Source organism: Herbaspirillum sp. FG34, assembly GCF_057809315.1.
The window spans coordinates 1-12168 of sequence record NZ_JBMDJS010000024.1; the positions used below are offsets into that span (position 1 = coordinate 1).

A 12168-nucleotide genomic window follows, 5' to 3' on the forward strand; every position below is an offset into this window, starting at 1 on the left:
AGCCCAGGGCGATCAGTGCGTACATGCTGCCTAGCACCAATCCGTTGATGATCTGTTGGAGGAAAATATCCATGAAACGGTGTCTCCTTCAGGAGGATGATTGTTGTGAAACGTCAGGAAACCGCAAACGCGTGAACGTCCGCGAAAAAAGCGTAAATTATTTATCAAATTAGGCGCGCATGCACGCGCAAATTTCAAAGCCCCAGTGTGGTGCGCATCACGCGCGCTGCCGCCAGGTCCCATGCAGCCTGGCCCACGGTCTTGAACACCGGCAGCGCCCCCGCGCCATGCAGTGTATCGACAGGGGTCTTGCCGGCCAGCACATCGCCGATGCCCACCACCCCGGACCAATCAACCTTGGCCTGGATCAGATCCCCGGCTTCGTGATGCGCACCGGCCAGGTCGTCGACCACAATGCGGCGAGCGTGCAGCAGGCTGGCCGGGAACTCCACCATGTCCGGCTTGAAGGCGCCCACGCCGATGGCCAGCGTATCAGCGGCGATCTGTTCAGGAATCACGGCCACGCGCGACGTGGTCAAGGCAATCACCACATCGGTGCGTGGCAGATCCTGTTGCAACATCTGTGCCGGGAGTGGACTGGCCACCACTTGCGGATGGCGTTCGCTGATGGCCTGGCAGAAAGCCTGGGTACGCGCGAGGTCACGCGCGGCCACCCAGAATTGACGGACACCGAATACTTCGGCCAGCGCATCGGCATGTGCCGCTGCCTGGGCGCCGGTGCCGATGAGCAGCGCCGATTGCGGCCTGCGCGGCAGCAGCGTACGAATGCCCAGCATGCTCATGGCAGCGGTGCGACGCGCGGTGACGGTGGGACCATCCATCAAGGCCAGGCGGCGGCCGGTGTGGGTCTCGAAGACGATCACCTCACCCTGGATCGCCGGCAGCTGATGGCGTGCATTGTCGCCATGCACGGTGATGAGCTTGGTCACCGAGAGATCCTCGGCAATGGCCGGCATGCCCAGCAAGACGCTGTTGCCATCGATGGGAACGACCTGGCGTTCGGGCGCGCGGATGGCGCCGCTGGCCAGTTCCTGCGCGGCCCGCGCGAGGGCATCGACCAGCGCGGCATAAGGCAGGGCAGCGGCGGTCTGGCGGGATTCAAGAATGTGCATGGGAATCCTTGGAGAAGGTCAGCGCAGGAAGAAGCCGGTCGGGAAAGGATCGGCGTCTTCCAGCACCCACTGGTTGGTACTCATGATGTGGGCGTAGCCGCTCACTTCGGTGAGTGCACCGTCGAAATCGCCCACCTTGGTGGCAGCGGTCACGCGCACGCCGAAGTTGCTGCCGACGATGCTGCCGTTGACGTAGGACTGGTTCAGCGCCAGCCGGCCGCGCAGGAACAACTGGGCCGCACGGCCCGAGGTGCCGGTACCGGTGGGCGAACGATCCACTTCGCGGTCGGCGAAGATGCAGACGTTGGACTGGTCCGCCCCCGGGAAATTGGGTTCGCTGTCGATGATGGTGCCGTACAGCGTATTGAGGCCGGGCTCCAGCGGATGCGCGATGGCGACCTTGGCCATCACCGCAGCCTTGGTTTCGGCGCCCAGCTGGATCAGTTGGCGTACCAGTTCCGGCTTGACCGTCAGGCCGGCCTGCCCGGCATTGATGTAGTAGTAGAAGGCGCCACCGAAGACGATGTCACCGACGATCTTGCCAAACCCGGGCGTCTCGACTTCGACGTCACGGCGATAGATGAAAGCGGGTACGTTGTTGAAGCTGACCTTGCCGGCGCGCACGCCATCCCACTCGACGAAGGCTTCGATGAAGCCGGCCGGGGCATCGAAGCAGATGCGGGTCTGCGGCTGGGTGCGTTCGACGTAGCCCATCTCGACCAGCACCTTGCCCAGGGCAATGATGCCGTGGCCGCACATGTCGCTGTAGCCTTCGTTGTGAATGAAAATGACGCCGAAGTCGGCACCGGCCGTGACCGGCGGCAGCAGGTAGGCGCCGTACATGTCGGCATGGCCACGCGGTTCGTTCATCAGGAAGCGGCGCAGGTCGTCGCGATGTTCACGCAGCCAGGCACGCTGCTCCAGGATGGTGCCGGCCGGGATCTTGGGCAGGCCCGAGACCACGATGCGCAGCGGTTCGCCGCCGGTGTGGGCATCGATGGTCTGGACGGTACGGGTATAGCTGAGCATGGTCTTCCTTCCGGGTGTGCTGCGGGTCCGCCAGGGCAGAGGGTAACACTGCCGGGGATGAGGTCGGCACCGCAAGCGGGTACGGCAAACCGCTCCCGGGCCGGTCGAAACCGGCGGGAAGCGGGGCACTGCACAGTGGAGCTGGGCTGGAAGCCTGGCAAGCCGCCCGCCATGGCGGGCGGCAGGATCAGGCCAGGGGAAGGAGCGATCAGTAGCTGGTCAGGGGGACCGGCAGACCGTCCTTGAAGCGATAGACCGTCACCGGCGATTGCTTCAGGTCGTGGTTGGCGTCGAAGTCGTACTGGCCGGCCACACCCTTGTAGCTGATCTTGGCCAGGGCCGGACCGAAGGCCTTGGGCTCGACCGAGTTGGCCTGCTTCATGGCCTGGGCGATGAGCATCATGCCATCGTAGAAGGAAACTGCATAGGTCTCGGCAGGACGGCTGTATTTCTTCTGGTAGTCGTCAGCGAAGACCTTGCCATCCTTGGCCTTGTCCAGCATGGTGCCGCCCTGGGTGCAGTAGACGCTCTCGCCGATGGCATCACCACCGAGGCGACCCATTTCCGGCGAGCAGATGCCGTCGCCGCCCATCAGGGGCACGTCGATGCCCAACTGCTTCATCTGGCGCTTGATCGGACCACCCTGGGGAGCGTAGCCGCCCAGGAACACGGCGTCGGGCTTCTTGCCCTTGATCGAGGTCAGGATGGCGGTAAAGTCGGTGGCCTTGTCGTTGGTGAAGTCCTTGCTGATGACTTCAATGCCGTTGGCCTTGGCGACCTTGGTGAATTCCTCGGCCAGGCCCTGACCATAGGCGGTGCGGTCATCGATCACGGCCACGCGCTTGAACTTCAGTTCCTTGGCAGCATACAGGGCCATCTTGCCGCCCAGCTGGCTGTCGCTGGCGGCCACGCGGAACAGGGTGGCGAAACCTTGCTGGGTGATCTTGGGATTGGAGGCCACGGTAGCCACCACGATGCCGGCATCGTTGTAGACGCGCGAGGCGGGGATGGTCACGCCCGAGTTGTAGGGACCGACGATGGCCTTGACGCCCTCGTCAGCCAGCTTCTGTGCCACGGCCACGCCCTGCTTGGGATCGGCCTGGTCATCTTCGGCGATGACTTCGAACTTGATCTTCTTGCCGCCCACGGTGATGGGTTGCGCATTCAGACGCTCGACGGCCATCATCAGGCCGCCCTGGTTGTCCTTGCCGGCCGATGCCTGGGGACCGGTCAGCGGGCTGGAGAAACCGATCTTGACGACCTGGGTATCCTGCGCCATGGCGAAAGCAGGGATCAGCGCCAGCGAGGCGGCGATGATGTTGAGTCCGGAGACGCGCTTGAACATGGGGTGTTTCCTCTCTTCTAGAAAGTCAGACTGCGGTGGGTAATTGCATTGAAAACGCCGGAAAAGCAGGATCTGCACCATCCCCCGCCTCGTGGGCCGGAGCGGTGCATTCCGTTGATGCCGTGCTGGCCGCGTGAGGCCGGTCTTTACCGCCACGCGCTGGCAAGCCTGCAAACAAAACTCGTCAACATCCATTGCCGAGATACTGCTGTGATCCGCGCAGAAGCGAGGTGAACTTCGCTTCATGCCCGCATTACGTTATGTTTTTTATGAGGGAGGATTCTATTGACTCTTCCTTGATATTAGGCCCGCTTATTCCCCTTATAATCGGAATAAAATTTTCTCAATATATTTTTAACTGAATAAAGTTCAGAAACCATGGCCGGACTCGACAAGATCAGCAAGAAAATTCTGGCGGAGCTGCAAAACGATGGCCGCATCAGCAACGTCGACCTGGCCGCGCGCGTGAACCTGTCGCCGGCCGCTTGCCTGGAGCGGGTTCGCAAGCTGCAGGAAGCCGGCTACATCCTGGGTTATGCAGCGCAATTGAATCCGGAATTGCTGGATGTCTCGCTGCTGGTCTTCATCGAAGTGGTGCTGGACCGCACCACGCCGGATGTCTTTGCCGAATTCAAGAAGAGCGTGCAGAGCATCCCCGAGATCATGGAATGCCACATGGTGGCCGGCGGCTTCGACTATCTGGTCAAGTCGCGCGTCAAGGACATGAACGCCTATCGCGAATTTCTGGGCAAGTCGCTGCTGCAATTGAAGGGCGTGCGCGAAACCCACACCTATGCCGTGATGGAAGAAGTGAAGAACACCATCCGCCTGCCTATCCGCTGATCCCCTGCGGCGGCGCCTGCCGCCCAGTGCGCCGGTAGGCGCCCGGTCCCATCCCGCTGAATTTCTTGAACACCCGGTTGAAGGCCGCCTCCGACTGATACCCCACCGCTTCGCCGATCTGCGCAGTGGGCAGTTTGCTGTAGCTCAGCAGTTGTGCGGCGCGCGCCATGCGCAATTGCTGCAGGACCTCACCCGGCGTTGTATTGCCGACCGCCTGGAAACGCCGCACGAAGGTCGCGCGCGACAGGTGGCACAGCGCGGCCAGGCGAGGCAAGGTCCAATCCTGTTGCGGTGCCTCCAGCATGGCCTGCATCGCGGGCTGCAGGCCGGGATGGGCCAGCAGCGCCAGCAAACCCGGCTGCGGTCCGCCCTGGGCCAGCCAGGCGCGCAGGGCCAGTCCGAACAGCGCCGCCGCCAGCCCGGCCACCACGGCCTGGGCACCGGCGCGCAATTCTCCACGGCCATCGGCACCGCCGCATTCGCTGCGCAGCAGCGTAGCCAGTGTGCGCAGGCCATCGCCCTCGGGCAGCAAGGCTCCCCTCACCAGCAAGACTTCCGGCAGGGCCTGCACCAGAGCGTTGGAATGCGGGGCATCGAAATGGAATTGTCCGCAAAGGAAATCCGACAAGGCTTGCGCACCGCCGGCCGCATCATCGTTCACATGCAGCCGCACCGGCGCCGCCGTCACGTCCAGACGCGCCCCGATGGCCTCGGCGGCGGGCGCAATGAAGAGATCATGGGCCGCACCCCGCGTGAGTACCACCAGGTCGCCCGCTTCCAGCGGCAGCGCCGCACCCGTGGCCAGTTGCAGCTGCGCCCTGCCCTCCAGGATGAAGTGATATGGCGCCACCCCAGCCGGCAAGGCCGCATGCGGGAGATTCCACGGCTGGCCGAAGCGGCAGCGGATGTCCAGCGCAGCACGCACCGGGTGCAGGGACAGGAGGCGACTGAGGGCATCCATGGATTTCCTTCAATGAGATTGATGAGCAATTTTATGTCATTTTCTGGCATTAATAATTTCATTCAAGAGGCCTACAGTACGTCCATGCGCAACACGGACCACCGGCAATCCCGCCCAGGCCGCCGCGCTTGTCCTCATCAAGGAGAACCATCATGTCCCGTTTGAACATTGCCCCCCTCAGCGAAGCCAGCGGTCAGGCCGCCCAACTGTTTGCCGCCATCAAGTCCGCCGTGGGCATGGTGCCCAATGCCTACGCCGGCATCGGCACCTTGAGCCCGGTGGCGCTGGAATCAGCCCTGCATCTGGACGGCGCGCTGCGCAAGAGCAGCCTGTCGGCCAAGGAAATCGAGGCCATCAAGCTGGCCGTGAGTGAACAGGCCGGCTGCGACTACTGCGTGGCGGCCCACGCGCTCATGGGCAAGAAGGTCGGCCTGCCGGCCCAGGCCATCGATGGCGTACGTCACGCCCGGCCCTCGGGCGATGACAAACTGGACGTACTGGCCGATTTCGCCCGCAGCCTGGTGGCCACACGCGGCACCGTCGAGGCCAGCGCGGTCGAGCGCGTGCGAGCCGTCTACAGTGATGCCCAGATCGTCGATACGCTGCTGGCGGTCACTGCCATTACCTTCACTAATCTGTTCAACCGTGTGAACGATACTGTTCTGGATTTCCCTCCGGCACCGTAATCGGCCAGAAAAAAATCCGAAAAATTACCCATTCGTTCATACGCGAAAAAAAAGCCCGGCGGCCTCCTTGCGGAGGCAGCCGGGCAAGCCGCGCTGGCGGGAGGCGCAGTCTCCCGCTGGCACCCGGGGACGTCGCTGCCTGAGGCAGCTGACGTTTCATTCATATCGGTCAAAAAGCGGTGCGTACCCCCACGATGAAGTTGCGGCCCCCCAGCGGTACCGTCTCGCGCAGCACCGAGGTGGACAGGCGGATGTCCTGGTTCAGCAGGTTGCGGGCCAGCGCGAACCAGGTCAGCTTCACGCCGTTGAGGCGCTGGGTGTAGGACAGGTTGGCGTCCAGCTGGGTATAGGACGGGGTCTCGTAGGTTTCGAAGGACGCCAGGCGATCCTGCTTTTGCGCGCGCAAGACCTTCACGCCGCTGGCCCAGGGGCCGGTCTTGTAGCCCAGTTCGATACCATAGCGGGTGGCCGGCTGCAGGGGCAGATTGCCCTGGTTGTCGAGCGTACCGCGCGAGGTATCGGCAAATACCCGGCCGGAGACGCCTTCGCCATTCCAGTTGTAGGTGACCTCGGCTTCCACGCCGCGAATGGTGGCGTCGCCCTGCGACCAGAAGCGCTGCGTGAACTCGCCATTGGCATCGGCCGTGCCGGTATCGTCGACCTGGCCATTGGTCCGGCCGTAGATGTAGTTATTGACCTTGTTGCGGAACACGTTGCCCTTCCAGCGCACCAACCCCTCGGTCTTCTGCAGGCTCAGTTCGATGTTGTGTGACGTTTCCTTCTTCAACTGGTTGTCGCCGATGTCGTAGGTCGAGGTCGATTCATGCGGACCGTTGGAGTACAGCTCCTCTACCGTCGGCGCACGCTGGGCGAAGGAGTAGGTCAGGCCCAGGCCGTAACCGGGCTGGAAGCTCCACAGCCCACCGGTGGACCAGGAGATCAGGCTGAAATTGCGTCCCGGCAGGCCGCTACCGCTGTCCGGACGCCGGCTCACGCTCTCGGCGCGCAGGCCGGCGCTGGCCAGCACCTGGCCAAACTGGCGTTCTTCCACCAGGAAGCCGGCAAAGGAGGATGAGCGGGTCGGCGGGGTCAGTTCGGACACGCCGGTATCGGGTGTCAGGGCCGAGTAGTTGCTCTGCTCGGTCTGCACGCCGAAGGTGCCGTGCCAGCCGGCCAGGGGTGCGTGCGTCAGCTCCCAGCGGGTCTGTTGGGAGCGGTTGGAGAAGACCGTGTTGGGCGTACCATCCTGCGCCTTCTCGATGTGGGTGTAGTCGGTGTAACCCATGCGGACCCGGAACTTCTCGATACCGGCGAAGGGCTGGTTGACCACGGTGTCGAGGTCGTAGCGGTTCTGGTGCAGGTCGATGAAGGACATTTCATCGGTCGGGATACCGTAGTGATCATCCAGGGTCGCCGCCGACAGGCCGATGTAGCCCCAGTTGGTCACGTAGGAAATGCCGGCACCCAGGCTGGTCTCATGCGTGAAGGAGTTGGGCAGGCGGCCCGAGGCACTGCTGCTGTCGCCCTGGCGGGCGTTACCCGGGATCTTGTAGTTGTCGGTGTCGCGATAGTTGCCGTCCAGGTGCAGGCCGATCTGGCCGGCCGAGGTATCCAGCGAGAAAGAGCTGTTCTTTTCGCCGTCAACCGTACCGTAACGTCCTTCGACGGTGCCGGTGGGCTTGCCGACCAGCTCGGTGGGGATACGGTCATTGACCACGTTGACCAGGCCGCCGATGGCACCCGAGCCATACAGCAGCGCCGCCGGACCACGCAGGATCTCGATCTGGCGGGCAGTGGCCGCTTCGGTGGCGACCGCATGGTCGTTGGAGACGGTGGAGACGTCGGAGACGCCCATGCCGTTCTGCAGAATCATCACGCGCGGCCCTTCCATGCCGCGGATGATGGGACGGGAAGCCCCGGCACCGAAGGCCGAAGCCGATACGCCCAGTTCGTTGGAGAGCGTGTCACCCAGCGAATTGCCAAGCTTGTTGCGCAGTTCGTCACCGGTAATGACCTTGGCCGGTGCCAGCACCTGCACATCTTCCTCCGAGGCGAAGGGGGTGGCGGTGACGACGATGGGTTGCAGGGCCGGTTGGGCCGCAGGGGTTGTAGAAGTATTGGCGGTGTTAGCGGTATTGGTAGTGGCAGCGGTGCTGTCTGCAGTCTGCGCTGCAGCGGAAACAGACCAGGCCGCCAGGGCCGTGAGGACAGCCGAGGCAATGTGTTGGCGTTGAAGAGCCATGTGAATTCCTTGTTGTGCACGAAGCGCCGCCCGCTCTGTCGTGAGGGTGACGGGGCGGCGCGGATACACCGGCCGTCGGCACGCGATCACGCGCGGCGGCGTCAGGACGACGCAACGCCGCGCACGGATGCGCGAGGGACAACCGGTAACCAGTCATGAGGGTCTTGCAGGAGGAAGGAATTCAGCGCGGCGGGGCGCGCGAGAAGAAATGGCAGTTCAGCGGGGCGTCCCAGGACGCGAAGGCCTGCCACAGGGCCAGTACGCGCACCGGCGGCAACAGCGGCAGGGGAGGAAAATCAAAGTATGCACCCGCCGACAGGGCGGCCGCATCATAGGCGACGCAGGAGTGGTGCAGGTCGTGGGCATGGTGGTGATGGGCAGGCTGCCCATCGGCGGCAGCGAGTTCGGCATGTGCCTCCTCGCCCTCATCGAACAGGGCTTCGCTGATCAGCGAATGGACCGTTCCCGGTGCCCAGCCGGCGTGCGCAATCCCGTGCACGAAACCCAGCATCTGCGCGAACAACAGCGACATCGCCAGCAAGGCGATGACGATGGAGCTTCGCAGGGCGCGCAGACGGTTCATGGGACAGTACCAGGTAAAAACGACAGCGGCACTGCACCTGCGCACCGCAAGGCGCAGGCGTCATCGTGCGTGGCGAGGATCAGTCGCCGTAGAGTTTCTGCTTCAGTTCGCGGCGTTGCTGGGCTTCCAGCGACAGGGTCGCGGTCGGACGCGCCAGCAGGCGGGGGATGCCTATCGGTTCACCCGTTTCTTCACACCAGCCGTACTCGCCATTGTCGATGGCCACGATGGATTGCTGCACCTTCTTGAGCAGCTTGCGCTCGCGGTCGCGGGTGCGCAATTCCAGGGCGTGTTCTTCCTCGATGGTGGCGCGGTCGGCCGGGTCCGGCACCAGCACGGTTTCGCGCAGGTGTTCGGTGGTTTCGTCCGCGTTCTTGAGCAGATCCTTTTCCAGTTGCTGGAGACGGGCCTTGAAGAAAGCAAGCTGCGCTTCGTTCATGTAGTCCTTCTCGTCCATCTTGAGGATCTGTTCCTCGGTCAGCAACTGCGCTGCAGGGGTAGTTTTGGGAGTCTTGGTTGCCACTTCGCTTACTTTCAATACTACGGGTTTTTCAACTATATCCATTATCCCGGCTGATGCACGGCTGCCGGAACAGGTCGCTTGTGAATCCACTTCCCTTGCCGCGTTGGCACCTCTTCGATTGACGTTGACGCGATCGGCTGGCCCGCCCGGTGTCTCCAGGCCGCGGCGCTGCGGATGGCGCACGCTTTTTCGCGGTCAAGGATTGTACACCAACGATTCCGGATGCCAAGCCTTTGGCGCAGCGGCCCGGGTGCCATCATGGCGGGGGGCGACGTGCGGCCAGCGGTCCGGTTCATGGAGCGGTTCATGACTTCCCCTGTGACGGGCTAGGCGGGGCGGGCTGATCGCGCTTATGAATTGTCGTCGTTCCGAACATCAGCCTGGCGCATGCGGCATGCTATTTGCATTGCAACATCCATCCGTGTTTATACCAGAAGAACGGGGCAGGATGGAAGCGGCGAAGCGTGCGGCCTGCGGGCGCCGTGATTATCCGTGTCGCCGGGCGCACACCGGGCACTGGCGGTCGCGTCCGATGGCAATGCGGGTCCACTCCATCTCGCGCGCATCCAGAATCAGCAGGTACCCGGCCAGCGAACGGCCAATGCCGGCCACCAGCTTGATGGCCTCAGCCGCCTGCATGGTGCCGATGATGCCCACCAGCGGCGAAAACACGCCCATGGTCGCGCATTGCACTTCCTCGAATTCACGCTCCGGCGGGAACAGGCAGGCATAGCAGGGACTGGCGTCCTGACGCGGGTCGAACACGCTGACCTGGCCATCGAAACGGATCGCCGCGCCCGATACCAGCGGTACCCCCGCCGCCACGCAGGCGCGGTTGATGGCGTGGCGGGTGGCGAAGTTGTCACTGCAGTCCAGCACCACGTCGGCTGCGGCCACCAGGGCCTGCAGGCGCTCCCCCTCGACCCGTTCGGCCAGGGCGGTGACCTGCACGCCGGGGTTGATCTGCTGCAACGCCTGGCGACCGGATTGCACCTTGGGCTGGCCCACGCGCTCGGTGGTGTGCATGATCTGGCGCTGCAAATTGGTCAGGTCGACGGTGTCGTGATCGACCAGGGTGATGTGGCCCATGCCGGCCGAGGCCAGGTACATGGCCGCCGGCGAGCCCAGGCCGCCGGCTCCGATCACCAGCGCATGACCTTGCAGCAGGCGGGTCTGGCCTTCGATATCGATCTCGTCGAGCAGGATGTGGCGCGAGTAGCGCAGCAACTGTTGGTCATCCATCGTCAGATCTGCCCTGATTGATATGAAAAAAAGGGCCGCTGGCAAGTGCTAGCGGCCCGATGTGCCTGCCCGGAGGCGGCGTATTACTTGGTGGTATCGATCTTCTCGGCCGGCGCCTTGTTGTCACGGCGCTCGTCCTTGACCGGGGTGGCGTTCTTGCCTTCTTCGTTGCGCACTTCGGGCTTGGCGTTGGAGACCTTGACCGGCAAGCCCTTGAGCTGGTTCAGGGCCTGCATCAGCTGGAAGTCGTCCTTGCTGCCGAACTCCAGCGGCTTGCGCTTCTTCTCGGCGGCGATCAGGCGTTCTTCGGACTGTTCATCCATCGATTGCGCCTTGACCTCGGCGGACTTGTCCGTGTCGTTGGTGAGGTGCTTGGAGAGATCGGCCTCACGCAGGCGCAGGCCGTTCAAGCCATCGCCATCGGGATACTCGTCCACCATGATGTCCGGCACGATGCCACGGGCCTGGATGGAACGGCCCTTGGGCGTGTAGTAACGGGCGGTGGTCAGCTTGACCGCGGTGTTCTTCTCGGGCGGCAGCGCGATCACCGATTGCACCGAACCCTTGCCGAAGGACTGCGTGCCCATGATGGTGGCGCGCTTGTAATCCTGCAGGGCGCCGGCCACGATTTCGGAGGCCGACGCCGAGCCGCTGTTGATCAGAACCACCATCGGTACCTTCTTGATGGCATCCGGCAGGCGCGACAGCGGATCCGACAGCGGGTTGGAAGCGTAGTACTCGCGCTTGGCGTAGAAGGTCTGCTTGGAGCTGGGAAGCTGGCCGTTGGTGGAGACCACCACCGAATCCTTGGGCAGGAAGGTCGCGGCCACGCCGATGGCGCCCGGCAGCACGCCACCCGGGTCATTGCGCAGGTCCAGCACGAGGCCCTTCAGGTTGGGTTCCTGGGCGTAGATGGCAGCGAGCTTCTTGGACATGTCGTCCACCGTCGGTTCCTGGAACTGGGTCACGCGCACCCAGGCATAACCGGGCTCGACCACCTTGGACTTGACGCTCTGCACACGGATTTCCTGGCGGGTGATGGTCAGGATGATGGGCTTGTCTTCGTCCTTGCGGGCAATCGTCAGGGTGATCTTGGTGTTGGGTTCGCCGCGCATCTTCTTGACGGCTTCGTCCAGGGTCAGGCCCTTGACCGGGGTGCTGTCCAGACGGGTGATCAGGTCACCGGCCTTGATGCCGGCGCGGAAAGCCGGCGAATCCTCGATGGGAGAGATGACCTTGACATAGCCGTCCTCCATGCCGACCTCGATGCCCAGGCCCACGAACTTGCCCATGGTCCCTTCGCGCAGCTCCTTGTAAGCCTTCTTGTCCAGATAGGCGGAGTGCGGGTCGAGCGAGGCGACCATGCCGGAAATGGCTTCGGTCAACAGCTTCCTGTCATCGACCGGCTCGACGTAATCCGATTTGATGAGACCGAATACGTCGGCCATCTGGCGCAGCTCCTCCAGGGGCAGCGACGCCGTTGCATTCTTTTGCGCGATGGCGTCGAACTGAATCATCGCAGTGGCTCCAGCCACCATGCCCAAACCGATCAAACTGATATTCTTGAGTTTGCTGCCCATG

11 protein-coding genes are annotated in these 12168 nt (G+C 63.3%); 2 read left to right on the forward strand and 9 right to left on the reverse strand.

The genetic code is table 11. The annotated features are described in order from the left end of the window. Positions 1-194: 194 nt before the first annotated feature. From ACODSZ_RS21285 to ACODSZ_RS21295, 3 genes are all read right to left on the reverse strand, one after another. Entirely contained in the window at positions 195-1133 is a 939-nt protein-coding gene (locus ACODSZ_RS21285) for a delta(1)-pyrroline-2-carboxylate reductase family protein (RefSeq protein ID WP_488928499.1), read from the reverse strand. 18 nt (positions 1134-1151) lie between these two features. Continuing rightward, positions 1152-2162, reverse strand: coding sequence for a trans-3-hydroxy-L-proline dehydratase (gene lhpH / locus ACODSZ_RS21290; protein WP_488928500.1), 1011 nt, complete (start codon positions 2160-2162; stop codon positions 1152-1154). A gap of 208 nt (positions 2163-2370) precedes the next feature. Then, positions 2371-3507, reverse strand: a complete 1137-nt coding sequence (locus ACODSZ_RS21295) for a branched-chain amino acid ABC transporter substrate-binding protein (protein WP_175344730.1) — start codon at positions 3505-3507, stop codon at positions 2371-2373. A gap of 378 nt (positions 3508-3885) precedes the next feature. On the opposite strand from ACODSZ_RS21295, the gene ACODSZ_RS21300 reads away from it, so the two are divergent. After that, complete coding sequence (locus tag ACODSZ_RS21300; protein ID WP_008334229.1) at positions 3886-4350, forward strand: Lrp/AsnC ligand binding domain-containing protein; 465 nt, start codon at positions 3886-3888, stop codon at positions 4348-4350. Here the strand turns inward: ACODSZ_RS21300 and ACODSZ_RS21305 are convergent. Then, positions 4340-5311, reverse strand: coding sequence for an AraC family transcriptional regulator (locus ACODSZ_RS21305; RefSeq protein WP_175344729.1), 972 nt, complete (start codon positions 5309-5311; stop codon positions 4340-4342). The two genes, ACODSZ_RS21300 and ACODSZ_RS21305, sit on opposite strands and share 11 nt — an antisense overlap. A gap of 152 nt (positions 5312-5463) precedes the next feature. Between ACODSZ_RS21305 and ACODSZ_RS21310 the strand changes: the two genes are divergently transcribed. Then, on the forward strand, positions 5464-5997 hold the full coding sequence (locus ACODSZ_RS21310; RefSeq protein ID WP_488928501.1) for a carboxymuconolactone decarboxylase family protein: 534 nt from the start codon (positions 5464-5466) through the stop codon (positions 5995-5997). A 169-nt stretch (positions 5998-6166) separates the two neighbouring features. Here the strand turns inward: ACODSZ_RS21310 and ACODSZ_RS21315 are convergent, their stop codons facing one another. The 5 genes from ACODSZ_RS21315 to ACODSZ_RS21335 all read right to left on the reverse strand — a co-directional run bounded on the left by ACODSZ_RS21315 (position 6167) and on the right by ACODSZ_RS21335 (position 12167). Next, positions 6167-8239, reverse strand: a complete 2073-nt coding sequence (locus ACODSZ_RS21315) for a TonB-dependent receptor (RefSeq protein WP_175344727.1) — start codon at positions 8237-8239, stop codon at positions 6167-6169. Between the two features lie 181 nt (positions 8240-8420). Continuing rightward, positions 8421-8822: a hypothetical protein gene (locus tag ACODSZ_RS21320; protein ID WP_488928502.1), complete on the reverse strand. Its 402-nt coding sequence runs from the start codon at positions 8820-8822 to the stop codon at positions 8421-8423. Positions 8823-8901: 79 nt separating this feature from the next. Further along, positions 8902-9387: an RNA polymerase-binding protein DksA gene (dksA, locus tag ACODSZ_RS21325; protein ID WP_175344725.1), complete on the reverse strand. Its 486-nt coding sequence runs from the start codon at positions 9385-9387 to the stop codon at positions 8902-8904. A gap of 444 nt (positions 9388-9831) precedes the next feature. Further along, a complete protein-coding gene (locus ACODSZ_RS21330) occupies positions 9832-10587 on the reverse strand; it encodes a HesA/MoeB/ThiF family protein (RefSeq protein ID WP_008334218.1) in 756 nt (251 codons plus the stop codon). 83 nt (positions 10588-10670) lie between these two features. Next, entirely contained in the window at positions 10671-12167 is a 1497-nt protein-coding gene (locus ACODSZ_RS21335) for a S41 family peptidase (RefSeq protein ID WP_175344724.1), read from the reverse strand. Position 12168: the final 1 nt, after the last annotated feature.

Coding starts and splice junctions, on each gene's coding strand:
- ACODSZ_RS21285 (WP_488928499.1), bottom strand. CDS start 1,133: ATGCACATTCTTGAATCCCGCCAGACCGCCGCTGCCCTGCCTTATGCC.
- lhpH (WP_488928500.1), bottom strand. CDS start 2,162: ATGCTCAGCTATACCCGTACCGTCCAGACCATCGATGCCCACACCGGC.
- ACODSZ_RS21295 (WP_175344730.1), bottom strand. CDS start 3,507: ATGTTCAAGCGCGTCTCCGGACTCAACATCATCGCCGCCTCGCTGGCG.
- ACODSZ_RS21300 (WP_008334229.1), top strand. CDS start 3,886: ATGGCCGGACTCGACAAGATCAGCAAGAAAATTCTGGCGGAGCTGCAA.
- ACODSZ_RS21305 (WP_175344729.1), bottom strand. CDS start 5,311: ATGGATGCCCTCAGTCGCCTCCTGTCCCTGCACCCGGTGCGTGCTGCG.
- ACODSZ_RS21310 (WP_488928501.1), top strand. CDS start 5,464: ATGTCCCGTTTGAACATTGCCCCCCTCAGCGAAGCCAGCGGTCAGGCC.
- ACODSZ_RS21315 (WP_175344727.1), bottom strand. CDS start 8,239: ATGGCTCTTCAACGCCAACACATTGCCTCGGCTGTCCTCACGGCCCTG.
- ACODSZ_RS21320 (WP_488928502.1), bottom strand. CDS start 8,822: ATGAACCGTCTGCGCGCCCTGCGAAGCTCCATCGTCATCGCCTTGCTG.
- dksA (WP_175344725.1), bottom strand. CDS start 9,387: ATGGATATAGTTGAAAAACCCGTAGTATTGAAAGTAAGCGAAGTGGCA.
- ACODSZ_RS21330 (WP_008334218.1), bottom strand. CDS start 10,587: ATGGATGACCAACAGTTGCTGCGCTACTCGCGCCACATCCTGCTCGAC.
- ACODSZ_RS21335 (WP_175344724.1), bottom strand. CDS start 12,167: ATGGGCAGCAAACTCAAGAATATCAGTTTGATCGGTTTGGGCATGGTG.